Consider the following 24,828-nt stretch of genomic DNA (forward strand, 5'->3'; position numbering starts at 1 on the left):
CGATGCCCGCTCACCGCTCCCTCGGGCGGCGCCTGCCCCGCGCCCTGGCCAGCGCGCTCGTCCTCGCCGCCGCTACCGCCGGCCTGCCGTGGCTGCTGTGGCAGGCCACCGCCGCCGTCTGGGCACCCGGCATCGACGCGGTCACCCACCTGCTCACCCGCCCCGACACCGGCAACGCCTTCGTCCTCGCGCTGTGCGTCGTCGGCTGGATCGCCTGGGCGAGCTTCACGCTCTCGCTCCTGGTGGAGATCCCCGCCCAGCTCCGCGGCCGCACCGCTCCCCGCCTCCCAGGCCTGCGCCTGTCCCAGCGCGCGGCCGGCACCCTCGTCAGCGGCATCATCGTGCTGTTCGCCTCCAGCACCCTCGCCTCCGCCACCCCGGCCCTGGCCAACCCCACCGCCAGCCAACCCGTCACGGCGGCCGCGCCCGCCGCCGTCACGCCCCAGCCCAGCACCACCCAAGCAGCCACCACCGCGGCGCCGGCCGCCGAGCACACCTACACCGTCCGCGCCGTACGACCGGCCGAAAGCCTGTGGTCCATCGCCGAAAAGCTCTACGGACACGGCGAGCTGTACACGAAGATCGCCGACGCCAACGAGGGCCGCACCATGGCCGACGGACGCGTCTTCCACGCCGACGCCCCCATCCAGCCCGGCTGGATCCTGCGCCTGCCCGACGAACCCACCACCGCACCGGCCGCGCCCGCCCACCCCGCCGACAGCCACACCGTCGGGATGGGCGAGACGCTGTGGGACATCGCCGAGGAGGAACTCGGCGACGGCGAGCGATACAACGAACTCTTCCAGGCAAACAAGGGCGTACGGCAGCCGGACGGCGCCCGCCTCACCGACCCCGACGAACTCCAGATCGGCTGGAAGCTCCAGATTCCCCACACGACCGGCCCAGCCGAACGCCCCGCGCACGACAAAACCGTGCCGCCCGAGCCGCGCCCGGACGATGACATCCCCACTGCCGACACGGCCACACCGCCCCCGGCCAAGCCCACGGCCGAAGCCACCCCGCCCCCGACCGAAGCGGCTCCGACGCACGCGGCATCGCCCACCGCCACCGCGACGGCCGCTCCGACCACGCCTCCGGCCTCGACCGCACCTCCCGCTCCCGCCCCGGCCACGAGCGTCCCCGCCCAGACCGGCGCCACCACCACGCCGGCCACATCCGCGCCCGCGGCGCCGACGTCGCAGCCGGCCGACGACCAAGAGGATGGGATCGGCGTACGTGAGGCCGCCGGAATCGGGATGCTCGCCGCCGGCGGGCTGCTTGCCGCCCTGGGCACCAAGCGCCTGCTGCAGCGCCGCCGACGCAAGCCCGGTGAACTGCCCGCCACCACCGAGCACGCCGCCGAATACAGCCTGCACGCCGCCGCCGAGCCAGGCAGCCTGCAGCTCCTTGACCTTGCCCTGCGCACGCTCGCCCGCCACGCCGCCGACCAGCACGTCGAACTGCCCCAGGTTGCCGGAGCGCGGATCACCGCCCGCACGGTCGAACTCCTCCTCGCCCCCGCAGAAGCCGACCGCGACGACGAGGACAATACGACCGCCGGCGAGGTCGTCCTCGCCCCCTTCACCCCGCAGGGCACCGACCGCTGGGTACTCGACCGCGCGCAGGACCTGCTCGACCCCGACGACGCCGCTCTCGTGTCCGCCCCCTACCCCGGCCTGGTCACCCTCGGCACCGACCCCGACGGCAACCACCTGCTCATCAACCTCACGGTCTCCCGCGTCCTGCTCCTCGACGGCACCCCCGACGCGGTGCGCGACACCGCCCGCGTCCTCGCCCTGGAAGCCGCCACCAGCACCTGGAGCGACCACTCCGAGATCCTCACCGTAGGCCTCGGAGACGAACTGCCCGCCCTGCTCCCCACCAGTCGGCTGCGCACGCTTCCACACCTGAAGGCCGCCCGCACCGACCTCGCCGAACTCCTCCTGGAACAGCGCCAGACCGCCAGCTCCGACGACGCCCCGATCCGCCTGCCCTGGACGCTCGTGTGCGCCGCCGACATAGACGAAGACGAAGCGCGGCTCCTCGCCGACACCCTCACCGCCGCCCGCGAACTCCCCGTCGCCCTGGTCCTGCCCGCCCAGGGCACCGCCGGCGCCTTCGGAACCTTCGACGACGCCATCCACCTCGCCGTCGGCACCACCACACCCCAGTACATCGACGCCCTCGACAGCGACCTGATCGTCCAGTCCCTGCCGGAAGCCGACCTCGAAGACGTCCTCGACCTCCTGCGCACAGCAGACGAACCCGCCCGCCCCGCCGAAGGGGCATGGACCTCCGTCCCGCCCGTCCAGATCACCGTCACCACGTCGAGCAACGGCGAGCCCGATCCGGCCGGCCTGTCCGCGACCCCGTTCGCCGCTCTGAGCTCGAGTACGAGGCCCCTCGCCTCCGTCCCACCGCTCACCCCGCCTGCCCCCGAACAGCCGGAGCCGCCTCAGGCAGCCCCGAGGCCGGACACCAGCCACGGCCCGGAGGCCCGGCAGGGGAAGGCGGAGCCGGAGCCCGAGCGGTCCGTCGACAACACCTCCGAGACGGACAACCCCACCGGACCCTTCACCGTCCCCGCGCCGACCGTCGAGCCGCCGACTGAGCCGGTCGACCTGCATGCTCCCGAGGTCCAGGTCCTGGGACCGGTCACCGTCACCGGCATCTCCGCCTCCGGCCACGGACCCAAGCTCGCCCAGCTCGCCGCATACCTTTACTTCAAGCCCAGCAGCCCCGACGCCGTCGCCGAGGCCATGGACCCGCGCCGCCCCTGGTCCAAGACCACCCTGCAGACCCGGATCTCCGAACTCCGCAACCGCCTGGGCGCCGACCAGGACGGCAACCTGTACCTTCCGCGCGACCGGTCCGGCATCTACAAGCTCTCGCCGAAGGTCCGGTGCGACTGGGACCGCTTCACCAAGCTCGCCGAACGCGGCCTTACCAAGGGGCCCACCACCGGAACCGCCGACCTCGAAGCCGCCCTCGGCCTCGTCCGCGGCCGCCCCTTCGGCGACACCCCGCCCGCCTGGGCCGCGACCCGCGTCCAGGAGATCCTCGCCCGGATCACCGACACCGCCCACACCCTCGCCACCTGGCACCGCACCGGCCCCCACCCCGACCTCGACGCCGCCCGCCGCGCCATCCGCCTCGGGCTCGACATCGACGACAGCGCCGAACTCCTCTACCAGGACTGGATGCTCATCGAGGACCAGGCCGGCAACCACAACGGCGTCCAGACCGCCTACGAAACCCTGCTCACAATCAACCGGCGCCTGGACGTCAGCACCGAACCCGACACCGAGGCCATCTACGAGCGCATCGTGACTCGCAGCGCCTGAGCAACTCACTACGCCTGGCCCACGCCTCACCAGTCCTCGACCCCACTGAAATCGCGCCATGGTAGATCGATCTCGATCAAGAGCGGCCCTCTTCGTCCAACCCTGGCTCCCCATGAGGCGGCCACGACCGGGCGACGCTGTCATCGGCTACGTCGCCCGGATACTTCAGAGACGTTCGACCGCTGTCAGAAGACCGCGAGAAGGAGTCCTGCTGCGACGAGAGTGACGGCCACGACAGACCGTGAACTCAGCAACAAGGCGACGCTCCGGGTGCGGAGTGTGTTCGTATTCAGCCGTGTCGCAGCCGCCGGCTGGGGCTGTGCGCTTACGGTGCTGAATCTTGAGAGTCGTCCCGTTTGTGATTCCGGCGATCGTGAAGGTTATCCACGGTCCAGAACGTGAACGCCACAAAGACTACGGAGTACAGCATTGTTGGCACTACAGACGGGCCACTGTCTCTGAAAATTTGCTCCAAAAGCAACCAGAGAACCAAGGCGGCGCATCCAGCCGACAGACCCCAGGAGGGGCCCTTCCACTTCTTCGGAACATTCATCTGTCTGGCTCTTCTTATTCGATGGTGGGAGGTGTGGGGTGGGCCGTGTCGTGGCCCACCCCACAGATGCAGCTTAGAGATGGTGCCTAACTATCGCCTGATCGCCTATCTCCACCACCGCCCCTTGCGGATCGCTCTGAGCTTACCGCGCATGAGCCTCCAGCCGTTCTTCCAGTGCCCCCAGCCTTCGGTTACTCCGGTCCACGCAGCGAGTCCGGCCCATGCGCAGGCGGCGAAGCCGCCAGCATTCGTGACGCATCCCTGACGTCTTGCCCAACTCTTGGAGTGGCTGAGCAGACGGCGAGTGCCTCCCCTTTTGTAGATCCGGTAGGCGGCTCTTCCGTAGTGCCAAGCACGCTTCCCAGCTCGGTAGGCCTTAACGACCCTTCCTGCCACACCCAAGAAGGGGCACCACGAAAAGCATACGGACCCTGCCGAATAGAGGAAGCTGACGGTGTTGTTCTTGCTCCGGCAAGTTTCGCTCCAGGGATTCCAGCAACGCTTGCCATCGAGGTCGAAGTTGTTTACAGGGTCACCGTGAGCGTACTCATATGCGTTCGCGCTTCCTCCGTAGACGGGGTCTGCGGAGAGGAACCGCCCGGCAGCCGGCTCGTACAGGCGGACGCCCATGAGCGTGAGGCCGGTGAGGGTCTCGCTGGATCGCTGCTTGCCGCCGAGCCAGTTGTAGCGAACGTCAGGCTGGCCGGCGCGGGGGTTGCCGTACTCGTCGTTGTCCAGCACCAGGGGTGCGTCTTCTACGTCCAGCGGGAGCTGGAGTGCGACGTCGCCGTGGATGTTGGTCAGTTGGAGGATGGTGTTTCCGGACGCCGCGGTGGTGGCTCCCAGATCCCCGGAGGCAGACTCGACGTTACGGCTCACTGTGCCGTCAATGGTGTCCTCGGTGATCCAGCGGGGGTTGTCGCCGTCGCCGTCATAGTGGTTGACCTTGACCGCAGTCTGCGTCCAGGTACCTCCGCCGTTCTCCTCCACGGTCCAGGAGCGGCGGCGCTGGTTGGCGTCGAGCTGCCAGGTCTGGCGCTGGCCGTTGGCGGTCTGCTGGTGGACCAGGTCGTTGGCGTAGTAGCCGATCTGGCTGCCGAGCAGGCTTGTGGTGCGGCCGAAGGCGTCGTAGACGTAGCCGGTGTCGACGAGACGGTCGGCGCTGTCGTAGGTGTGGGTGGTGGTGGATCCTCCGGTTGTCGGGCAGGCGGCGCCGGCGGCGCCTTCCGCAGTGGTCTTGTTGGTGCGGTTGGTGCGCTTGTCGAAGCCGTACGAGCGGCGGGTGCAGGTGTCGCCGACCGTCTCGTCGACCGTGGTGAGACGACCGGTGGCGTCGTAGGTGTAGTCCTGAGCGGACCAGCCGGCGTGTTCGGTGACCTGGCTGTGGACGGATTTCTCCACGGTGTCGGAGTAGACGACCTGGCCGTCGCTATCACGGGTGTAGACCCGGGACGTGGCGGCGCCGGTGGTGTCCTCGGTGACCGTCAGGATGTAGCCGCCGGGGAGCTTCTCGGTGGCGACGGAACCGTCGGCGTCATAGGTGGCGGCGAAGGTTCCGGCGACCGAGTCCGTGGTCGAGGTGACCAGGCCACGGGGCTCAGCGGTGGCGTCGTAGGTGTAGGTGACGGTGGACGGGGCAGTGTCGGCGGTCTTGACCGGCCGGTTCAGCAGGTCGTACTCGGTCCGGGTTGTTCCGCCGTCGGCGTCGGTGTAGGCGACCTGGCGGCCGAGCTTGTCGTACTCCTTCGTGATGGTGCCGCCGGTCGGTGACGTCGTCTTGACCGCCTGGCCGGTGGCCGGGTCGTACTCGGTGGTCGTCTCGGGGACGGCCTGGCCGAGCCCGCCGGTCATGGCCGTCTTGGTGAGGCGGCCGGCCCCGTCGTAGGTGTTGGTGGTGGTGCGGGTGACGCCGTTCGCGGTCTCGGTTACCTTGGCCGGGTTGCCCCACCAGTCGTACTCGGTGGTGGTGGTCGGCAGCTGGGACGGGTTCGAACCGCCGCCGGTGATGGCGCCGGCCGGGCCGGTGGAGCAGACCTGGTCGGCCCACTCCGGGCGGCCCTGGCAAGTGCCAGTGCCGGTCGCGGACCAGTAGGTGGTCACGCGGGTCGCGGCGTCCGTGCCGGTCGCCTCTGGCAGGAGCTGCTTGGTGACGCGTCCCTGGTCGTCGTACTCGGTGGTCTCGGTGATCGCGATACCGGCCGGGTCCTTGATCGTCTTGACCGGCAAACCCTTGGCCCAGTCGTAGACGGTCTGCGTGACACGGGCATCGGTCATGATCGTCGAACCGAAGACCTCGGCGCCGCTGGTGACCTTGGTGATCTGGTTCTCGATCTTGGCGGTGCCGTCGGTCGGGCGGCCGGCGTCGTACTCGTTGACCGTCCAGGAGCGCGCGACGGCCGATGTGCCGCCGCCGGTCGGAGTGATCCGCCGCAGCGGGCCGAACTCCTCCAGCTCCCGAACACCCTTGGAGTCGTACACGGACTTTGTGGACAGCAGGTCGGCGCGGTCCTGGGTGGACAGGCCGAGGATGCCGAGGTCGGTCAGCGCGGCCTGATCGGCCGTCGTGCCGCCGAGCGCCAGGGCTCGGTTGCCTGCGGTCAGCTCGCGGACGGTGTTGCCGAAGCGGTCGTACTCGGTGGTGGTGACGTTGCCGCCCGGGTCGACCGCGTTCACCTGGCGCCCGGAAGCGTCTGTGTAGGTGATCGACGCACGGCGGTAGTCGCCCGAGCCCAGCTGAGCGCCGTCGTTCGAGGACGGCACCTGGTCGGCGGGGAACACCGCGGTCGCGTCCGTCGGGGCGTCGGTCTGACCCCACGCCGCCACGTCCGAGACGCCCAGCTGGTACGGGGCACTGCTGCCGGTCAGCGGAACGTCGTAGACGATGCTCGTCGACGCGGTACCGGACTCCACGTCCTTGGTGCCCTGCTGCAGACCGGAGCGGTTGACCTTCAGGAGCATGCCGTCACCAGCGGTGGCGGCGTTGCCCGCCTTGCCGTAGGTGAACGACCACGGCAGCTCTCCAGCCGATGTCAGCTGCGTGACACGACCCGCGCTGTCGTAGGCGTACTGCGTCTTGAGCGACGGCGTGATCAGCGGGTTCCACGTCTCGCGCAGACGGCCCGAGGCATCGTAGGCGTAGCTCTGTACCGTCTTGGCGGTCGCGGCGGCGGCGCCGGGTTCGGTGGACCAGGCGCGGATCTCCTTCACCTGGCCGGCGAAGTCGCCGAACACGGTGTCGGTGCCCGTGGTCGCCGTGGCATAGACGTACTCCAGTGCGCGGCAGCCCTTCGTGGACGGCGTCGCCGTGCACGTGGTCGCCGAGGCGGCGGAGGTCGGTGCGATGACGCGCTTCGGGCGGGCCAGCTTCTTGCCGTCCGTACCGGTGACGGTCTCGGAGATCACTGTTGTCGTGGACTGCGCCAGACCGTCCATCGTGCTGGACGCGACCTGCCACGACGTGGACGCCGTATCCGGCTTGGTGAAGACCGTGACGGTGCCCTCGGTGTCCTTGAGCGTGAATGAGCCCGCGAGCGAACCGGTCAGCGTCAGGTCTTCCGCGCCGGTCTCCGGCTTCCAGCCACCGGTGTAGGTGGCGGTGAATCCGAGTTCCTCGCCGTCCACGTCGACCAGTGCGACGGAGGTGGCGGAGGTCTTCTTGAGGTAAGCCCACTCCGATTCGGTGATGTCCGCGGTCGTGCCGGCGGTCCACTGCGGGCCGAAGATCGTCGCCTGGCCGTCCTGCTTCGCGCCCGCATCGGGGCGCCGCGAGGACGCCGTGCGCGAGACAGACAGGCCGAACAGCGAGGTGTCGGTGGCCGAGAGCGTGTAGTCACCGGTCAGCAGGTTCACCGAACCCGGGCCGGCTTCCTGTGACGGCGCGGTGCCTGCGTTGCGGTCCACGGTGATCTCGTTGACCGGGGAGTACACGGTCGTCGAGCCGTCGGTGAACGTGGCGCGAACCTCGATCGGTCCGTCCTCGGCGAGGGTGTCGGTGATGTTCCACGTCAGACCGGCCGGCTTGCCGTTGGACACACCCACCGGCCAGCCGGAGATCGTGTCGGAGCCCTGCCGGACGTCGGCGACCGGCACATCCTTCCACGTGTCCGTCTCGCCACGGCGGTACTGGTAGGTCACGCCGGTGTAGGAGGTCAGGCCCTCGGCCGACAGCGCGACGCGTCGGGCCGGGCGCTCGCCCTGGCCTGGGGTCAGCAGCGCGGCACCGGAGCCGGCGTAGAAGACGTGCGACGCTTCGGCCGAGTAGTTGCCGGCCGCGTCCTTCGTCCGGACCGTCACGGTGTGCTTGCCCGCCGGGAACGACAGCGTCTTGGTGACCGCGGCGCCCGTGGTGGATGCCAGCGTCCATGCGCCGGAGTCCAGCTTGTACTCCACTGCCGCCACGTCGCTCGCGGGCGGGGTGAAGGTGAAGGAACCCGAGAACGTGCCATTCGTGTCAGGGGCACCGGACCAGGTGTTGGCCGGGAAATCGGCCGAGGAGATGGTGCTCTTCGCTGGCGCGGTTGTGTCGATGTTGATGTTCCGGAACGCCGCCCACGCACTGTGGACCTTGCCGTCCCACGAACGCGACCGCCACTTGTAGGCACCCGACGGCAGCGGGTTCGGCGGCGACCAGGTCACCACCGAGCCCGACGGGTAGTACGCGGAGGCCGCGGCCTGCAGCCAGGCCGTGCCGTTGCGGTCCCAGATCTCGATGTCGAGCCTCATGGGATCGCCGTCGCCGTCGACGGCCTTCGCCGACATCGCCGGCGTGGAGTCGTTGGAGTAGAAGTTCGGGACCGGGCTGACCAGCGTCGGTACACCAGGCGGCGTGTTGTACGTAACCGACATGTACGGCGTGTTCGACGCCGCATTGCCCGAGTTGAACCGCTTCCACCCGTACGGGTCGGACTCGTCCGTCGCCCGGATGCCCATCGTTGCCGTCGCAACTCCGGCGCCGGCCCAGTACTGGCCCATGGCGGTCATGTCGGCGCTCACCCAGCCGTCCGCGCAGGACGACGAGTAGCCCTTCGTCGACGTCGACGACGCCCAGTTCTTGAACCACGTCGGCTGGGCGGTCCAGCGCGTGCTGGTCGACACCGGGGCGACGTCCCAGATCTCCCAGCTCTTGGCCGTGCACGACCAGGAGTGGAAGTTCCACAGGTTCAGCTTCGCGCTCAGGATCTGCTTGCCCGCGATCTTGGCCATGGGGAAGGCCAGGAACGAACGGGCGATCTGACCGGAGCCGTTGTTGCCCAGCTTCAGCTCCGTCGACGACGACATGTCTGTCGTATAGCCCTGCTGGACAAAGGTGTCGAAACTCGGACCGATGTTGACCGCAGGGTCCACCGTCACCGGGAACTGCGTCTCGGCGGCGGCCAGGAACGCCGTATCGGGGGTCAGGGTGATGTCGACCTGGTCGCCGTTCTGCGTCACCTTCAGACCGACGTCGGCACGGTGTGTGTGCTCGCCGGACCTCGGGTCGACGTAGGCGTCCCACATCACCGGCGCTGGCAGCGCGCCGACCTGCTTGCCGGACTCCGTGTCCACGAACGTCACCGAGCGGTCCTCGTTCGCCCGCGCGGTGATGCCCTTGGCGTTCAGCGTCAGCGTCACTGAACCGTTCGCGTCGATCGCGGAACGGTCCTTCAGCTCCAGGAACTGCTCGAACCCGGTACGGGTCGACTCGACGAGCAAATCGGTCGCCGTCATGACGTTGGCATAGCGTGCGGTCGTTCCCGACAAGGCCGGCTCCGGCAGCACGCCCCGCCACGACAGGCCGAGCTCCTTGCCGTCGCCCGCGTCCAGGGTGACCAGCGGAATCGGCTTGGTGCCCGGCTCACCGGCTTCACCGGAGGCCTCGACCGCCGCTGCCTCGGCAGCCGGCGTCTTCCCGGCGAGCTCCAGCCCGAGGGGATGCGCCTTGGCCTCGATCGTGCCGTCCACCGTCTTCGCCAGCTCGACGTCGACGTCCTGCCACGTGTCGGTCTCATCGCGGAACCGGACCTGGCCGGCGGACGCATCCAGCGTCACCGTGCCGTTCGGGTTCGCCCACGTCGTCGTCGACTCCGTCCGCTCCGACAACGCCTCAACGCGCCTACCGGACAAACGGGCCGCAACCTGCGCCGACGGAATATCGGCGGCTTCCGTTGCGTATGTGGCGGAGCTGTCGGCGGCAGGCGGCTGCGAGGACAAGGCGACCGCCTGGCCCGTCGCCTCCACCACGACGGCCGTCTCGACAGCCAGCACGCCGGCCACAGCGAGCGCGACCCGGGACAGGGTGCGGTTGCCCAGCCACCTACCCCCCACTCGCCTTGGCGGCGATATGCGGTCACTCATGGTCAGAAAACCCTCCCCTTGACGAAGTCGCACGTGCGACTAGCGGAGGAGCATATTCCCTATGTAAAGATCTTGTGAGAGTGGGTGTGTCTTCCTATGCGCGACGGATCTGCACGTTCGCCGGCGCGGCCGATATCCATCGGTTTGGCCGTCGACTGCGCGCCGGAAGCCACGTCGATTCCTCCGCCCGCTGAAGGCACGTACGGCTCCGGCCGACGGAGTAGCGCCGAAGGGCTGCTTGAACTCCTGCAGGTGGGTGCTCCGCTCCCAGTACCTGGAGGACCTGTCGCACCTGCGAGATCGGAGCGTCAGCCGTCACTCAGCGGGCGAACGTCTCTAAAGCGCGTCAGAACCTGAACAAAGCCACCGGTTGACGTTCCTGCCCAGGAGGTCTGCAACGGCCACCAGCACCAGCACCAGCTCGCCCATCGGTCCGCTGTTGCGGCCGGCCAGGATGAGTAGCGCTGCGATGGATGGTGCTCACCAGAGGCCTTCCGAGGAGGCGTTGCCAGGTCGTGACGCCCGACGAGCGCACGTGGTGAGCGCCGTGGTGAGGAGAACGGCGAAGGGTGGGGCGTTCACGACTCTGCGCTTTCTGAGGAGCATGATGTCTTCCTCCCCGCTCGCCCGCGACCTCGACGAGGCCCTGGACACCCTGGCCACCGCGGCCGGGAACTTCTTCACTGGGCGGGACCTCGACGGGGTGCAGCGCACCGATGCCACGTTCTGGCGCCCGGGAACCCGCGTCCTTGCGAAGACCGAGGGACCGGTGCGCCGCGCTTCGTACCGGGCCGGGTGGCAGCGCCTGGCTGTCCGCGCCGCGACTCTGGCCGCTGCCGCCGGCGGAGGCTACGGCTACTGGCAGCACCCCGCCGCCGCCCTCCAGGCCCTCACCTACGGCAGCCTGGTCGCTGCGGCCGCGGCCGCAGCAGGAGGCATCGCCCTCGGCATGGCGGGCCGGGAGCGGCGCGAGCTGATGCGTGAGTGGGTCGAGCCGCTCCACCAGGCGCTGGTCGGCCCTCTCGGCATCCCGGAAGCCAGCGACCCGCGCCGCTACCTCCATGTCCCCGTGAACTTCACGGACGACGACGCCGAGATCCGCATCGACCTGCCCGCGCATCTGAAGTTCAACCGCGACCAGATTGCCGAGCTCCTCATGCAGAAGCTCGCCCTGCAGAACGCCTCCTTCTCCTGGAGGCTCGCAGGACGCGATACCCACCTCATCGTCAAGAAGAAGCATCAGCCGCCCGCCCGTCTCAGCCTTGACGACCCCGACGTGCGCGACCTCCTGGCCAGCATGCCGGAATCCGCTCCGCTGATCGGGCTCGGTGCCGGCAAGAAGCCTGTCTCCGTCGACCTCGACCACGACTCTCCGCACGTCCTGATCTCCGCAGGCACCGGCGGCGGCAAGTCCACCATCCTGCGCACGATCGCCAGCCAGTTCCTCCACAACGGAGCCGACGCGTTCATCCTCGACTTCAAGCGCATCAGCCATGGCTGGGCCCGCGGCGTCCCCGGGGTGACGTACTGCCGCGACATCGCCGACATCCACGACGCGCTACTCCGCCTCGGCCACGAAGGTCAGCGCCGGATCCGGCTCGCCGAACAGCTCGGCGACGACGTCCTGGCCTCCAAGCCGGAAAAGGTCGGCCCCCGGATCGTGATCCTCCTCGAGGAGGTCAACGCGACGATGAAGCAGCTGGCGAGGTACTGGGACAAAATCCGCGAGACCGGCGATCCGAAGACCTCTCCTGCCATCGACGCGCTCGCCGAGATCCTCTTCATGGGACGACAGGTACGCCTCCACGTGCTGCTCGTCGCCCAGTCCGCCACCGCCCGGGCGCTCGGCGGCCCGGAGATGCGGGAGAACTTCTCCACACGCATCCTCGTCCGCTACACCCTCAACGCTTGGCGCATGCTCGTGCCCGAAGTCCATCCCGCCCCGAAGCCGACCCGTCACCCCGGCCGCGTCCAGGTCGTCCTCGGCGGTATTGCCCGGGAAACCCAGGTCCTCAACCTCTCCGAAGCCGAAGCCCGCGCCTGGGCGATGGCCGGCGCCCACACGACCACCAGGACGGCCACGACGACCACCATCCTGTCCAAGCCCCCCGCTGTCGAACCCCAGCCGATCCCGGCACCCACACCATCCCAGCCCGCGCCCACGAGCACCGTCGATGACGATCTCGTCGGGCTCCGCCAGGCACAGAGGGACCTTCCCGCCATCTCCCTTGCCGCCCTGCGCTGGGCACGCGCCAACGACCCTGAATTCCCCGACTGGGCCGACAAGCGTGGCGCCGAACTCCTCTACTGCGTCGGCGACCTCAAGCGATGGGCACGCAACCGGCCGCGAGCCAGCCGCCCGACCAGTGACGCCGAGGAGCCCGGCGCCTGACGACCGGTCATGGCATGTGGGAGACGGGCTACACCTCGTCGGTGCGGCCGCCAGCCCCGAGCGTACGGCGCGCGCTCGGCGCCGTCGTGGGGCGGCCACCGAGAACACCTCGGTCGCGCAGCGCATCAAGGTCGTCAAGGCGGATCTCAGGGAGCGCACCGAGCAGGTCGGCCTGGGCGGCGCGAATGGGAGCAGGGGCCACGTGGGGCCCTGCGCCGAGCGTACGGCGAGCGGTCACGCGGCCATCGTACGGCGGCGGTTGACGACGGTCCGGCGGGATCTCCAGCGACGTTGTGGCCGATGGCGGGACCACAGGCAGGTGATCGACGGGATTCTGCACCGAGTTCGGACCGGGGTTCAGTGGCGTGACCTGCCCGAACGGTTCGGCCCGTGGAAGACGGTCTACGAACGCCACCGGATGTGGTCCGCGGACGGAACGTGGGAGCGGCTGCTCCAGCAGGTCCAGGCCGCAGCGGAAGCGGCCGGCGAGATCGATCGGGACATCTCGGTCGACTCCACCATCGTCCGTGCGCATCAGCACGCGGCCGGCGCCCGGACCAATCCGCCGCCGGCACCCGCTTCAAAGGGGGAAGCGCCGGCAGAACACCAGGCGAGACACCGTGGCAGAGCCTTCTCGCCCGCCTGGTGGAGGTGGTGCTGGAGGTGAGGGCCTGGGTCGCTCGCGGGGCGGGTTCACCAGCAAGCTCCACCTGAGCGCCGACGGCCGCTGCCGTCCGCTGTCCCTGGTCGTTACCCCAGGTCAGCAGGCAGACTGCACCCAGTTCAAACCGGTGCTGGAGAAGATCCGCGTCCCGAAGATCGGGCCGGGCAGACCCCGCAAGAAGCCGGACAGCGTCGCGGCCGGCAAGGCTTACAGCAACGGGCCTTGCCGCGAGTTTCTACGCCGACGGGGCATCCGGCACACCATTTCGGAGAAGACCGACAGCGGGCCGCCCGGCTGCGCAGAGGTTCCCGCGGCGGACGGCCACCGGGCTTCGACGAGGAGCGGTACAAGAAGCGCAACACCGTCGAACGCGCGATCAACCGTTTGAAACAGCACCGGGCGGTCGCCACTCGCTATGACAAACGCGGCTATGTCTTCCTCGGAACCGCGACAGTGGCAGCCCTCGCCATCTGGCTACGAAGGTGACTCCGCAGACGATGCCTCGTCGTCGTTGCAGCCGTGGTCGGCCCACTCGGTGAGGAGCTCGGTCAAGCTTGCAAGCGGCGTTGTCATCGGCCACGGCGCACGTTCTTCGCGGCCCGTCCACGTCAGGTGAACCATAGCCCAGGGGAACGGCCGGTCCGCGACGCTGAACAGGACGTCGTCACATCCTTCGCATCGTGCAACAGCACTGGCCTGCACTCCATGCAGTGGATGCCCAGGGGGAAGCTCGCGATGCAGTTCCAGCTCGAAGTTGTGCATGCCACCATCGGGCACCCACCACGGGGCGGGCAGGAGCGACGGGTCATCCGGCATGTGCTTCATCACAGCATCCTTGCAGAACCCCTGGGTGCACCTTGATCGGCCGGACAAGTCCTAGCCCGGACGGCTTCGAGAACGAGTAGGTCCGGGCTTGTTGCCGTCAAGACTCCCGGTCAGCAGGTCTTGCGGTTGGTGAGGTGGGGGCCCAGATAGCCGACCACGACCTTGCCCGGTGACACCGCGGCTGTCGTCGTAGAAGTAGAGTCGCGGGGAGATCGTTCCCTTCGAGCCGAGCTTCAAGTGCGCATACATCGGCATCCGCCCGCTCGGTTCGAGTTCCATCGGGGCGGGGAAGATCCGCTCGCCGCCCCATGCCATCTTGGTGGCTTCCGTCTCGCCCATCGCGATCTGCTTCGCAGGGAAAATCCGGGCGCCGGGCACGGGGACGGTCTTGCAGAACTCGAAGTACCCGTCGTTCACGAGCCCCTCCTTCTGTGCCTGCGCGTAGGAGTCGAGCGACCGCAGACCCTGCCACGCCTTCGCTGCCCAGGTACGCGCGAGCTCGTGGTCGTCAAGCGACAGGACGATTGCCATCTCGGCTGTGAACAGGACGTGCTCCAGCTCGCCCAGGCGCTGCGTCAGCTCCTCGAATGACGCCGGCTGCGCGGCGGCCTGCTCCAAGACGACCGTGTCCGCAGGCCGGCCCTGCGCATGCAGCCGCTGGCGCAGCACCCGAGCCTCGTTCTGTGCGCGCTCGACGTCCTCCAACGTCAGCAGGTGGTCCTCGAGCTCCTGGTGGTAGCTCTCGGTCAGCTGCTGGAGCTGCTGGCGAAGGTGCTGCACGGTTCGCTCGGCGAGTGCTTCCCGGCGGCGGGTCTCGGACAGATCCCGGTCGCCCTCGGACAGGAGCTGCGTCAAGACGTCGTTCTCCTCCCGAAGCGCCGTGACCTCCTTCTCCAGGGCATGGGCGGGGACCGCCTGGGCGTGTGCGCGGCACGACGTTTTTTTCCTGCTTGCGCTGCTGCTCGTCCGGAAACGAGACGGTCAGCAGCGGCCCAGGTAGCTCCGCTTCCCGCGCGTGACGCTGGACCTGCCGGGCGACAAGCATGAACGCCAGATCCTTTGGCGCACTGATCCGCGCACCGGTGAGGAGTCGGTGCCGGGGCCCGTCGGGCGCCCAGGCCGGATCCACGTCGGGCAAGAAGGTGCGCACCGCGCCGGGAGCGACCCGGTGATGCTCGCCAATCACCTGTCGGAAGGCGCCGACCGCCTCGACGTCGTCCAAGAGGTAGAGGGAGGCATCACCGGCGCACTTCGGCATCATCTTCTGGAGCCGCTGTGACCACAGAGAGTCTGGCTGCAGAGGGCGGGCTGCGACCACAACAGGGAGGCGCCGATCGGGATCGCACAGGACGTCCACTAGCGCGTCGACTCCGCCGGTGTCCACGACCTGGGCGTGCAGCGTGAGGTGAGCGAGACCGTCACGGGGCCGTAGCGCTTCCACGAGCTTCTCGACCAGCGCCGGTCGCGCCGGCCGCAGTGCGGTGATGCCGTTGTCGAAGCACTCCAGCGTCACGCACACCGCCTGCTTGGCAGCGACGGGGGCGACGGCGGTGATAGTGACACGCCACGTCGCTTCCGGGTTCCTCGCGGAGCTGGATCCGCAGCCCGTGCTCGGCGCCGTCAGCGTGGTAGGAGGCCTGGGTTGTCAGTACGACGTGGTCGCGTAGGAAGTGGGTGCCGGTCTCCAGCGGGGCGGGCTGTCGGAACTTGTCGCTGAGCCACTGGGTCGTGATCCGGCGGACTTCCGGGATGATGCCGGTACCGGACGGCACGCAGAGGACACTCTGGAACGCTAGCGGAGCTGATGGTTCAACGGCAGGCGCCGATGCCTGCCGGGGGATGGTGCTGCGGGCGGTTCGCGTCACGGGCTCTAAAGATCCATTTCGGCGTACGGAACGGGCGGGCTGGCCTACGAAGTGCTCGGTCACCATTGACCTCCAGCGGGCGAGAGCTCACATCCTGCCCAACCGGAGCCCTGCTCGCTGGCCTGCTGGGAATCTCGTACGTCTGCCGGCCAGGCGCTGGCCCTTGGTCGCGGCAGAGCCGTTGGGGCGCCCTCGGAGCCCGGTGCGTAACTGAGAGGCATCTGAGAGCGCGGGTGTACGGGAACGGCCCGGCTCCCCCGGTAAGGACGGGGGAGCCGGGCCTCGTTCGCCTGTCTGAAGGTCAGACCTCGAAGGCAGCGGCGAACGCCGTGAACGCCGCGAACTCGCTCGGGGTGAAAGTCAGCATCGGCCCTGGACGCTTGTAGTCCGAGGACCAGTTGAAGCCATAGGGACTCCGGAGTGTGTTCTGGTGCGTCAGGACATCCCGCAGGCCGCCCGTCGGCGTACATGCCGGAAACGATCCCGCTCGGATGATCGGGGACGCTCTGGAAGAAGAGCACCGGCGTATCCTCCACTCCCAGAGCATCGCGTAGGTCCTCTCGGCTCTTCACGCGGTCCGCGGCCGGAGTGGGGGCGGCATCGGGGGCGCGCCGTATGCGCAGACCGTCGTTCATCAGCTGGTACACCTCATCCGGCCGGAGGTAGACCGTGGTGTCGCCGTTACGGATTGGGACCGTCCAGCTGCCTTGATGAACTGACCGTTCTCGGTGATCCCACGTGCCACAAGCGCCCACCGCTCCGACTCGGGCAGCGCCGGTTCGGCCCGTCCGGGCCAACCGCGCACCGCCGGTTCACCGAGTGGAGCCGGGCCCGGGTGTGGGGCAAGCTGCACCGCCTGGTCCTGGACGAACTCGGAGCCCGCGGCGCCCTGGACTGGTCCCGGTGCGCGATCGATTCCGTGAGCATGCGGGCGACGAAAGGGGGGCCCTGACAGGTCCGAATCCCGTAGATCGCGGCAAGAAGGGATCAAAGATCCATTTGATCACCGAGCGGAACGGTCTGCCGCTATCGATCGGAATCTCGGCTGCGAACACCCATGGCAGCCAGGGGCTGGAGCCCTTGGTGCGGGGGCATTCCGCCGATCCGGTCCCGCCGCGGGCCGCGCCGCCGTCGACCGGCCAAGCTGCACGGTGGCAAGGGATACGACTTCGACCGGCTTCGCACGTGGCTCCGCTCCCGCAACATCACACCGCGCATCGCGCGTCGGGACATCGAATCCTCCCAGGGGGCCGTCATCGGTGGACCGTGGAGCGCACGGTGGCGTGGCTGTCCGGGTGCCGCCGTCTGCATCATCGCTACGAGCGCAAGGCCGAACACTTCCTGGCGTTCGCCGGCATCGCCGCCGCCCTGATCTGCTACCGCAGGCTGACAGCCTGACCGGCGAGCCCTCCGGGCTGGGATGATCCATGCCATACCCCGAATACCCCAAGAGGGCTTGCTTCCCGCACAGGCGGCACACACCAACGAGGAACGCCATGACCGACTACCTGGCCGCCACCATGGCGATGCTCGGCCCGGCGCAAAACCGCTGCCCGGACCCCACGGCTTGGGACCAGCTCCACGCACAACTCGACATCCGGCTGCCGACCGACTACCAGGCCCTCGTGGATGCATACGCTCCCATCCACCTCAACGGACACCTGTACCTGTTCCATCCCGCGACCGAGCGATGGAACCTGGGCCAGTGGATCACGGACACGGTCCGGGCCTGGAACGACGTGCCCTGGGATGAACTCGACCTTGACGCCGACGAAGATCCCCGTGTGCTGTTCGGACTCACGGAGCTGAGCTTCGGCACCCGCAACGGACTGTGGCCGATCGCCAGCACCGACCGAGCCGAGATGATCTTCCTCATGGCCGCGGACGACACGGCCCCTTGGTTCCTGGTCGAAGACGGCGAAGGCGGCTGGGCACGGTACGACATGAGCTTCGCCGAATGGCTCTACCGCTACCTCATCGGTGAAGACATGGCCGGCCCCAACACCTCCGCCTTCTACCCCGGCCCGGTACAGCTGTGCCGACTTCCGATGACCACCGACGAACGGCCAGAACCGTGGAGCGGGCCGGACCGCGGCATGTAACCCTTCCGCCACGACAGCCACAGGCGGTCACCAGTTCCCGGAGAACCAAACGAGATGACCTCTAAACCCCATTGCTGGCGCTACTAGCCGAAACGCCTGCCCTGCTTCTATGGGGTGCGAGGACTGGCTTCCGCAAGTTGGCGCTGTCCAGACAGGGCGAGTGACTACGGGGTCAAAGCAGAAGGTTCCGGGTCAATCCATCTATATTTGGCGAGACTACGGCACCTGGAATGAGTTCCTTGCGAGTTACGGCTATCGGTAGGCGGAGGGAGAACTGGTGAACTGGTACAAAGACGAGCATCTTGCACGTGAAGTGGCAAGCATGACGCCCACGCAACGCCGCAAAGCAGCCATCCTAGCTCTATGGCGTCTCCAGGCGCCGTTGATGGGATTGGCCATGCCGCAAGAGTGGGGGATCGACAGGCAGGTCCTGGAAGCGGTGGAGAGAGCGAGCGAATCAGCTCTAAAGAATGCCGAGGATGGCTCATTGCGTGCTGCCGCGGAGGAGATTTCGAGGGCCTCCATCTTTGCGGATGAGGGTGACCTTTATCCAGAAGGGAACCAGGAGCTTCAACTGGAGGTTATGGCTTCCTGGATCCACCTGTGCGAAGTCTGGGAGGAGATGCGCCCCGAGGCAACCAAGAGCATTCTCATGAAAGTGCGCCAGTTGACGATTGGTGAGGACGCAGGTGTCCAGCAATCACTTTCGGTGATCGCTGGCGAGGTTGAACGTCAGACCTATCTTGAGGGTGTCGACGGAACACTGGCCGAGTATGGACTTGGATATTTCGGCACGCGGAATATTGAAATCGAGCGCCGATGCAATAATGTGATCCTGAGGTCCTCCGATGGCCTGGAACTCTGGGAAATTGGGCCCGGAAGAGAAGTTCGGCAACTCTGCTACGAATTCGGTAGCGAGATCTTGTCGGTCCTCAAGGACGGTTCCTCCTTCTGATGTTGACGCCCCTCACTCTTCCTCTTGCTTACTCCAGACGCGACGAATGCGAGGCCGGGCCCCGCTAGGGGTCGGGCTCCAATCGGCAGCACGCTTCGCGAGCTGTGCGACGGGCATGGACTGTGTTTTCGTCGCCGCTGGCTGCGGCGTAGATACCGCGACGACCGGCCTTCGATGTCGTCGTCCAGGCGGGGCTCGCCGCCGAGGCCGCGGCTGCCTGCAGGAGGTCGAGCTCAGGCGGAAGACGGAAGCTGCTGGGCGGCGCGGCCCGCGCTGCCGGGAATTTCTTCGCCGGGCAGGATCTCGACGGGGTGCAGCGCACCGATGCGACGTTCTGGCACCCAGCAACCCGCGTCCCCGCGAAGAACGCAGCTGTGCGCCGCGCCGCGTACCGAGCCGAGTGGTAGCGACTGGCCGTCCGCGTTGCGACCCGGGCCGCCTTCAGCAGCGACGTCCCGCTACTGGAAGCAGCGGACGCCGCCCTCCAGGCGCTCATGTATGGCAGCAGGGTCGCGGCGGCCGCGGCCGCCGCTGGAGGGATCGCCCTCGGAGTGCCGGGCCGGCAGCGACGCGAGCTGATGCGCGAGTGCGTCGAGCCGCTCCACCAGGCGCTGGTCGGCTCACTCGGGATCCCATAAGCCAGCGACCCGCGCCGCTACCTTCATGTCGATCTCGTTCACGATGGCCCAGAGCACGGCAGTGCTCACCTCTACCTGGACGGGGACCACGGAGCCGACGACGGTGGGCTGCGCGCTGACAGCGCCGTACGCCAGGGCCGACGGCGGCTGCCTCACACGCGATGCGCAGGAGCGGGTGCCCGGGCGAGCGTTCGACCCGGTGGCTGTCCTCGAGACGGGACAGCCAGTCGTGGCGTGCGGCGGGGGGAGTCCAGCTCACCCTCGCGACCGGGGGTCGGCCGGTCACGAGAGCAGTGGGTCCGGCAAGAAGCCCGTTCTGTGACATGGGAACGGCCCGGTCTCCCCTGACGTACGGGGAGCCGGGCCCATCGTGTGAGAGGTCAGACGTTGAGCGTCGAGGCGTAGTCGACGAACGCGGAGAATTCCGCTGGCCCGAACGAGAGGGTCGGGCCGGTCCTATGCTTCGAGTCGCGGACGTACAGGACGCCGGGCATGTCCGCGACCTCGACGCAGTCCTGCTCGCCGGCGCTGTACGAGGACTTGAACCAGGCCGGGCTGTCCGGGGCGGGTGCGGTCATGAGTGCTTCTCCTCCATGATTTTCTTGATGGTCTCGCGCGACTCGTCTGGCGATTGCGCGGTGGCGACGATCTGGTCGAAGGCCTCCTCGAAGATCGTCACGTCGTTGGTCCCTTCCACGAAGGTGCCGCCGCGCAGGTTCTCCAGGTTGACCACGGTGGGCCACGGCGAGGGGAAGCTGACGATGCTGAACATCCCAGCCAGGCCGGGATGCCCTCCGCAGTCGAGCGGCATCACCTGGACCGTGATGCCCTTGCGGGTGGAGACCTCCAGCAGATACGCGAGCTGATCGCGCATGGCATTGGGGTCGGGGAACCTCTGATGTAGTGCCGCCTCACCGATCACCGCCCACAGGCGCAGTGGGTTCGGGGAGCGTTCGAGCACGGACTGCCGGGCCAGCCGGAGGCGGGAGAGAGCTTCCTTGTCCTCGTCGGTCCGGGTGATGGCGGAGGAGTTGATGACCTGCCGGGCGTAGGCGCCGCGCTGGAGCAGGCCGGGGATCAGGTTCGGTGATGAAGAAGCGCACCGCCTCCGCGTCGGTGTCCACGCTCAGAAGGTCTTGGTAGGAGTCCCCGACGGCACCGAACCCTGCCCACCAGCCCTTCTTGCCGGCGTCCCGGGCGAGGGCGGCCATGCCGCCAATGAACTCGCGGTCGGTGACACCGTAGTGACCAAGGAGGTCTTCGACCTCCTTGGTGGAGATATGCCGTCGCGCGTTCTCGATCTTCGACATGGTGGGCTTGTCCCAGCCCATGAGCGCCGCGGCGTCTTCGAGGCTGAGGCCAGCCTCGTCGCGCTTTGCCGCCAGCTGCTCTCCGAGGCGGCGACGCCGCAGGGTGGGCCTGGCTCTCTGGTTCGGCATTACTCCCCCTTCTGCCTTGCCGGGTGACGTCATGTCACCCACGGGTGCGTGCATCCCTCGCTCGGGTCGCATTGTGCCCGCGCCGGGTTTGGCGCGTCGAGGGTGGACAAGAATTCGGGTGGGTGCGCCTGTTGCGCACCCGGTGGGTTGAGGAGCACTCTAGCTCTCGCAGAGAAGTGACAGTTCGTCACGGAAAGATCACTTGTGGCGCTCCGTCACCAGGTCGGGCACGCCTGCACGACGCCCGACCTCGGCAGCCACCAGGCCCTGCGATCCCTCCCCGACCCCCGTCGGGGACGGGCTCCTGGTGGCCGCCACCACCTCAACTCGGCAGCCTCCAACGCAGAGGAACGGCGATGTCCACGCCCAACCCGAGCACCACCCCGAAGCCCACGCCCGACCGCAAGGCCCACCCCGGGGCGCAGTTCGCTCGCGCCCACGGCCCTGCCGCCCGCTGGACCTCCGACGCCGGCGACCAGTACTTCGACCTGTTCAGCGCCCCCAGCTTCCGCCGCACGAGTGGAGCCGCCAGGTGACGAACAACCTGATCGCCCGCGCGCTGCCGGACCGCCGGCGCACCCTGCAGAACAACCACGTCATCAAGGTGAGTGTCATGCCGGACCACATCACCCCCGTCTCCGTGGACCCGCCCAGCTACCGCGCCAACTACGTGGCCCGCGACACGGCCCCTGGCAAGGCCCGGCACGGTGTCGTGCTCGCTCTGAAGACTTGGGGTCTGGAGGAGTTGACCGAGACGGCTGAGCTCCTGGTTTCCGAGCTGGTCACCAACGCCGTGGTTCACACGGACTCGCGCACCGTCGGTGTGGTGGTCACCCGTACCGGCGAGAGGGCTGTCCGCATCATGGTGCTGGACACCGACCGGGCCGAGATGTCCGTGCGGGCCTGCCCGAGTGGTGAGGAGGAGTCTGGCCGCGGCCTGTTCCTCGTCGCCGTCCTGGCTGACCGGTGGGACGTCGAGCGGGTTGTCACCGGCAAGCGGATCTGGTGCGAGCTCGCCGCAAAGCAGGTGGTGGAGCCGTGACCGCCCCCCGCCGCGAGCCCGTCGAGGCCACCGCCCAGGACCTGCACGATCAGTGGGCTGCCTCCCGGCTCGACGACGCGTTGGAGAACCTGGCTGACTTGGTCGGCGCGTTCTTCACGCTCGAGGACTCCGACGGCCCGGACGACCCGCCGGCGGTGAGCCCGTGAGCGGCGCCGACCGGAGGGAGTTACACGCCCCTGGCCCCGACCCTCTCGGTGCGCCGCGCGTCGGCCGCCATGCAGGAGGTTCGGCCGTGATCCACTGCGAGGCGTGGGCCGGGACCCCGGCCGAACCGCACATCTGGCTCCTGTCCCGCGAAGCCGCCCCGACTCCGTGGGGCGCCGTGCGGCGGCTGACGGCGGCGGCCGAGCACCTTGCCGACCGGCTCGACGACAACCCTGGCGACAGCCGGCCCTTCCCGGGGGCCACCCTGCGCCGCTGGATCGACGACCGTCTTGGGCACGAGGACATCGCGTTCCGGCTCACCCGTCACGCGTACGTCCCGGAGGCGGTGAGTATCACCGGCCCCGGGCACGTCCTCTACACCCTTGCCGCGATGCCCGCCGCCGGCTGCATCTGCCGCCGGCCCCGCCCGAGTTCCACCGTGACGGATCCCGCGGTCCGCGCACTGACGGGCGGGTGGTCGGCGTGACGCCCCCGGCGGCGGCTGACCTGCTCGCGATGGCGGGCGAACAGGTACTGATGGCGGCACGGTCAGTGTGGCCGGGCGCCGAAGTAGTGCCGGGCCCGGTGACGCCCAGCGTCACCAGCTACGTACAGCGGCTCACCATCGACGGCCGTGACCTGTACGCGAAGGTCTCGGTCTGCGGGGTCTCCCTGGTGTCGCTGCTGCGCGGCGCGTGCGGTGACCTCGCAACCGTACGGGCCCGGCAAGCGGCCTACCTGGTTTCGCCTGACTCGCTCATGGCACGCGAGGCCGTCCAGCTGCGCACCCTGGCCGGCCCCGCCGGTCTCAGGACGGTGGCGCTCGCCGGATACGCCCGCGGCGTCCTGTTCACCGAGCCGGTGACAGGCCCGACGCTCACGGATCTGATCGCGGCCGAGCCCGGCCGCACACGTGAGCTGCTCGGCCTGGTCGTGCGGGACGTCGCCGAAGGTCTCGCACGAGAGGGCGTCGCCGAAGCCGTGGAGAGCGCACCGATCCGCGAGCGCGGCATCTCCGGCACGTTCGCCCGCAAGTTCAACGGCCTGAGCGGCCCGGTCTACCTGCGGCAGACCGGACACGGCGAGGTCCTCCAGACGGTGGCGACTCGGCTGCGCCGGACCCGCCGGATCCCTCCCACCCCGGCAGGGACGGTCGTCTTCGGTGACCTCAAGCCGGAGCACGCCACCTTCCCCGCGGACGGCGGGCGGCCGGTGTACCTGGACCCGGGCCTGATGCGCGGTCACGAGGTCGCGGACACGGCCAAGCTCATCTCCCGCATGGCGCTCGGCCTGGTCGCCTGCCGGCCGGCCGCCGTCGGCGTGATCCTGTCCGGGCTCGACTCGTTCGTCCGGGCGTCCGCCCGGCGCCTGCCCGCCGACGAGCGGACGGGATGGATGCGCGAGCTCGTCCTCCTGGTCCTCATGGACACCCTCAACATCCTGACCACCTACCTGACCGCCCCGGCGGACCTGCCGCTGTCCGCACACGCGGCCGGGGTGAGGGATCGCGCCCGCCACGTCACGACCCTCCTCGACCACGCCACGGCCCCGCTCGCGGCCACCGAGGACGGGGCGACGTGGTGGCGCCTGTATCTGACCCGCGTACGAGAGGCGGTAGCCGCACCATGAGGATCGGACTGATCGGAGCCGGAGCGGTCGGGCAGAGCGTCGGCGCGCTCCTCGCCGCCTCCGGCTGGTGCAACGAGCTGTTCGTCGCCTCCGGTTCGCAGGCCAGCGCCCGCGGGCTCGTCACCGATCTGGAGGACCTGACCCAGGTCACCGGAGCACCCATGCGGGTCACGGTCACCACCCCGCAGGCCATGGGAGCCTGCGACGCCATCGTGCTCTCCCCCCGCGCCCCCTTCACCAACCGGGCCCCCAGGGACGTGAGGATGGCCGGGCTCATCGCCAACGCGCCGCTCATCGTCCATCTCGCCCGGCAGCTCACCCACTACACCGGCGTCGCCGTCATGGTCACCAACCCCGTCGATGTCCTCGCCCGCCTCTTCGCCGAGCGGAGCGGCTGCCAGAGGGTTGTCGGGATCGGCGCGGCGACCGACACCGCCCGCTACCACCTCACCCTCGCCCGACACCTCCGCGTCCCCGTCAAAGCGGTCCGCGGGCACGTGATCGGCGAGCACGGCGACGCCGCCGTGATCTGCGCGTCCACCACCACCGTCCACGGCGAGCCCGTTACCGTCCCCGTGCAGCAGGTACGTGACGAACTCGCCGCCCGGCCCCGCCGGATCAGCGACGGCATCGGGCGCACCCGCCTCGGCCCCGCCGGCGCCGCCCTGGACGCCCTCACCCACAGCCTCGGCATCGCCGACGGCATGACCGAGGTGTCCGTCCGTCAGGAGACGGGCGTCTGGCTCGGGATGCCCGTGCACTACACCGACGGGACCCCAGCCCTGTGTCCGCCGCCGCTCGACGACTCCGAGTCCGCCCAGCTCGACGCGGCCACAAAGAAGCTCCACACCGCCTACACCCGACTCACCGAGGAGATCTGAC

The 24,828-nt window shown here is 68.8% G+C and carries 16 protein-coding genes and 3 pseudogenes; 13 read left to right on the forward strand and 6 right to left on the reverse strand.

Translation table 11 applies throughout. From position 1 onward, the window contains the following. The first annotated feature begins 2 nt into the window (after nucleotides 1-2). Nucleotides 3-3,344, forward strand: a complete 3,342-nt coding sequence (locus ACFVGS_RS06670; protein WP_385691066.1) for a LysM peptidoglycan-binding domain-containing protein — start codon at nucleotides 3-5, stop codon at nucleotides 3,342-3,344. A 658-nt stretch (nucleotides 3,345-4,002) separates the two neighbouring features. Here ACFVGS_RS06670 and ACFVGS_RS06675 read toward each other — a convergent pair. Continuing rightward, nucleotides 4,003-10,230, reverse strand: coding sequence for a DNRLRE domain-containing protein (locus ACFVGS_RS06675; protein ID WP_385691069.1), 6,228 nt, complete (start codon nucleotides 10,228-10,230; stop codon nucleotides 4,003-4,005). A gap of 604 nt (nucleotides 10,231-10,834) precedes the next feature. Between ACFVGS_RS06675 and ACFVGS_RS06680 the strand changes: the two genes are divergently transcribed. Next, nucleotides 10,835-12,622: a helicase HerA domain-containing protein gene (locus tag ACFVGS_RS06680; protein ID WP_385691072.1), complete on the forward strand. Its 1,788-nt coding sequence runs from the start codon at nucleotides 10,835-10,837 to the stop codon at nucleotides 12,620-12,622. Nucleotides 12,623-12,911: 289 nt separating this feature from the next. Next, nucleotides 12,912-13,772, forward strand: a pseudogene (locus ACFVGS_RS06685) (IS5 family transposase); the annotation flags it as partial. On the opposite strand, the gene ACFVGS_RS06690 reads toward ACFVGS_RS06685, so the two are convergent. Together ACFVGS_RS06690 and ACFVGS_RS06695 are read right to left on the reverse strand one after the other, a co-directional pair. Further along, nucleotides 13,761-14,111, reverse strand: a complete 351-nt coding sequence (locus tag ACFVGS_RS06690) for a hypothetical protein (RefSeq protein ID WP_385691074.1) — start codon at nucleotides 14,109-14,111, stop codon at nucleotides 13,761-13,763. The pseudogene ACFVGS_RS06685 and the gene ACFVGS_RS06690 overlap by 12 nt on opposite strands. A gap of 51 nt (nucleotides 14,112-14,162) precedes the next feature. Beyond that, nucleotides 14,163-14,966 (reverse strand): hypothetical protein, encoded by an 804-nt coding sequence (locus ACFVGS_RS06695; protein WP_385691076.1) that lies wholly within the window; start codon nucleotides 14,964-14,966, stop codon nucleotides 14,163-14,165. 160 nt (nucleotides 14,967-15,126) lie between these two features. On the opposite strand from ACFVGS_RS06695, the gene ACFVGS_RS06700 reads away from it, so the two are divergent. From ACFVGS_RS06700 to ACFVGS_RS06715, 4 genes and pseudogenes are all read left to right on the forward strand, one after another. Continuing rightward, nucleotides 15,127-15,390 carry a hypothetical protein gene (locus ACFVGS_RS06700; RefSeq protein ID WP_385691079.1) on the forward strand — a complete coding sequence of 88 codons (264 nt, stop codon included), beginning with the start codon at nucleotides 15,127-15,129 and terminating at the stop codon, nucleotides 15,388-15,390. Nucleotides 15,391-16,754: 1,364 nt separating this feature from the next. Beyond that, a pseudogene (locus tag ACFVGS_RS06705) lies at nucleotides 16,755-17,374 on the forward strand (IS5 family transposase); the annotation flags it as partial. 98 nt (nucleotides 17,375-17,472) lie between these two features. Further along, complete coding sequence (locus ACFVGS_RS06710; RefSeq protein ID WP_385691081.1) at nucleotides 17,473-18,078, forward strand: SMI1/KNR4 family protein; 606 nt, start codon at nucleotides 17,473-17,475, stop codon at nucleotides 18,076-18,078. 277 nt (nucleotides 18,079-18,355) lie between these two features. Beyond that, entirely contained in the window at nucleotides 18,356-19,033 is a 678-nt protein-coding gene (locus ACFVGS_RS06715; protein ID WP_385691083.1) for a hypothetical protein, read from the forward strand. A 1,018-nt stretch (nucleotides 19,034-20,051) separates the two neighbouring features. On the opposite strand, the gene ACFVGS_RS06720 is transcribed toward ACFVGS_RS06715, so the two are convergent. The 3 genes and pseudogenes from ACFVGS_RS06720 to ACFVGS_RS06730 form a co-directional block, all read right to left on the reverse strand. Next, complete coding sequence (locus tag ACFVGS_RS06720; protein WP_385691085.1) at nucleotides 20,052-20,249, reverse strand: DUF397 domain-containing protein; 198 nt, start codon at nucleotides 20,247-20,249, stop codon at nucleotides 20,052-20,054. Further along, the gene (locus ACFVGS_RS06725) at nucleotides 20,246-20,752 is read right to left on the reverse strand and encodes a DUF5753 domain-containing protein (protein WP_385691151.1); all 507 of its coding nucleotides are present in this window, start codon (nucleotides 20,750-20,752) and stop codon (nucleotides 20,246-20,248) included. The genes ACFVGS_RS06720 and ACFVGS_RS06725 overlap by 4 nt, the downstream gene beginning before the upstream one ends. Nucleotides 20,753-20,954: 202 nt before the next feature. Then, nucleotides 20,955-21,182, reverse strand: a pseudogene (locus ACFVGS_RS06730) (helix-turn-helix domain-containing protein); the annotation flags it as partial. Nucleotides 21,183-21,466: 284 nt separating this feature from the next. Between ACFVGS_RS06730 and ACFVGS_RS06735 the strand changes: the two are divergent. From ACFVGS_RS06735 to ACFVGS_RS06760, 6 genes are all read left to right on the forward strand, one after another. After that, nucleotides 21,467-21,646 carry a hypothetical protein gene (locus tag ACFVGS_RS06735; RefSeq protein ID WP_385691087.1) on the forward strand — a complete coding sequence of 60 codons (180 nt, stop codon included), beginning with the start codon at nucleotides 21,467-21,469 and terminating at the stop codon, nucleotides 21,644-21,646. Continuing rightward, nucleotides 21,643-22,152: an ATP-binding protein gene (locus ACFVGS_RS06740; protein ID WP_385691089.1), complete on the forward strand. Its 510-nt coding sequence runs from the start codon at nucleotides 21,643-21,645 to the stop codon at nucleotides 22,150-22,152. The genes ACFVGS_RS06735 and ACFVGS_RS06740 overlap by 4 nt, the downstream gene beginning before the upstream one ends. Further along, nucleotides 22,149-22,319, forward strand: a complete 171-nt coding sequence (locus ACFVGS_RS06745; RefSeq protein WP_385691092.1) for a hypothetical protein — start codon at nucleotides 22,149-22,151, stop codon at nucleotides 22,317-22,319. Before ACFVGS_RS06740 ends, ACFVGS_RS06745 begins: the two co-directional genes overlap by 4 nt. Nucleotides 22,320-22,405: 86 nt before the next feature. Further along, complete coding sequence (locus ACFVGS_RS06750; RefSeq protein ID WP_385691095.1) at nucleotides 22,406-22,804, forward strand: hypothetical protein; 399 nt, start codon at nucleotides 22,406-22,408, stop codon at nucleotides 22,802-22,804. Next, the gene (locus ACFVGS_RS06755) at nucleotides 22,801-23,946 is read left to right on the forward strand and encodes a hypothetical protein (RefSeq protein WP_385691097.1); all 1,146 of its coding nucleotides are present in this window, start codon (nucleotides 22,801-22,803) and stop codon (nucleotides 23,944-23,946) included. The genes ACFVGS_RS06750 and ACFVGS_RS06755 overlap by 4 nt, the downstream gene beginning before the upstream one ends. Further along, on the forward strand, nucleotides 23,943-24,827 hold the full coding sequence (locus tag ACFVGS_RS06760; RefSeq protein WP_385691100.1) for a lactate dehydrogenase: 885 nt from the start codon (nucleotides 23,943-23,945) through the stop codon (nucleotides 24,825-24,827). Before ACFVGS_RS06755 ends, ACFVGS_RS06760 begins: the two co-directional genes overlap by 4 nt. The last annotated feature ends 1 nt before the right edge of the window (nucleotide 24,828 follow it).

Source organism: Streptomyces sp. NPDC127114, from assembly GCF_042677525.1.
GTDB lineage: Bacteria > Actinomycetota > Actinomycetes > Streptomycetales > Streptomycetaceae > Streptomyces.

Coding starts and splice junctions, on each gene's coding strand:
- ACFVGS_RS06670 (WP_385691066.1), top strand. CDS start 3: ATGCCCGCTCACCGCTCCCTCGGGCGGCGCCTGCCCCGCGCCCTGGCC.
- ACFVGS_RS06675 (WP_385691069.1), bottom strand. CDS start 10,230: ATGAGTGACCGCATATCGCCGCCAAGGCGAGTGGGGGGTAGGTGGCTG.
- ACFVGS_RS06680 (WP_385691072.1), top strand. CDS start 10,835: ATGATGTCTTCCTCCCCGCTCGCCCGCGACCTCGACGAGGCCCTGGAC.
- ACFVGS_RS06690 (WP_385691074.1), bottom strand. CDS start 14,111: ATGAAGCACATGCCGGATGACCCGTCGCTCCTGCCCGCCCCGTGGTGG.
- ACFVGS_RS06710 (WP_385691081.1), top strand. CDS start 17,473: ATGACCGACTACCTGGCCGCCACCATGGCGATGCTCGGCCCGGCGCAA.
- ACFVGS_RS06720 (WP_385691085.1), bottom strand. CDS start 20,249: ATGACCGCACCCGCCCCGGACAGCCCGGCCTGGTTCAAGTCCTCGTAC.
- ACFVGS_RS06735 (WP_385691087.1), top strand. CDS start 21,467: ATGTCCACGCCCAACCCGAGCACCACCCCGAAGCCCACGCCCGACCGC.
- ACFVGS_RS06760 (WP_385691100.1), top strand. CDS start 23,943: ATGAGGATCGGACTGATCGGAGCCGGAGCGGTCGGGCAGAGCGTCGGC.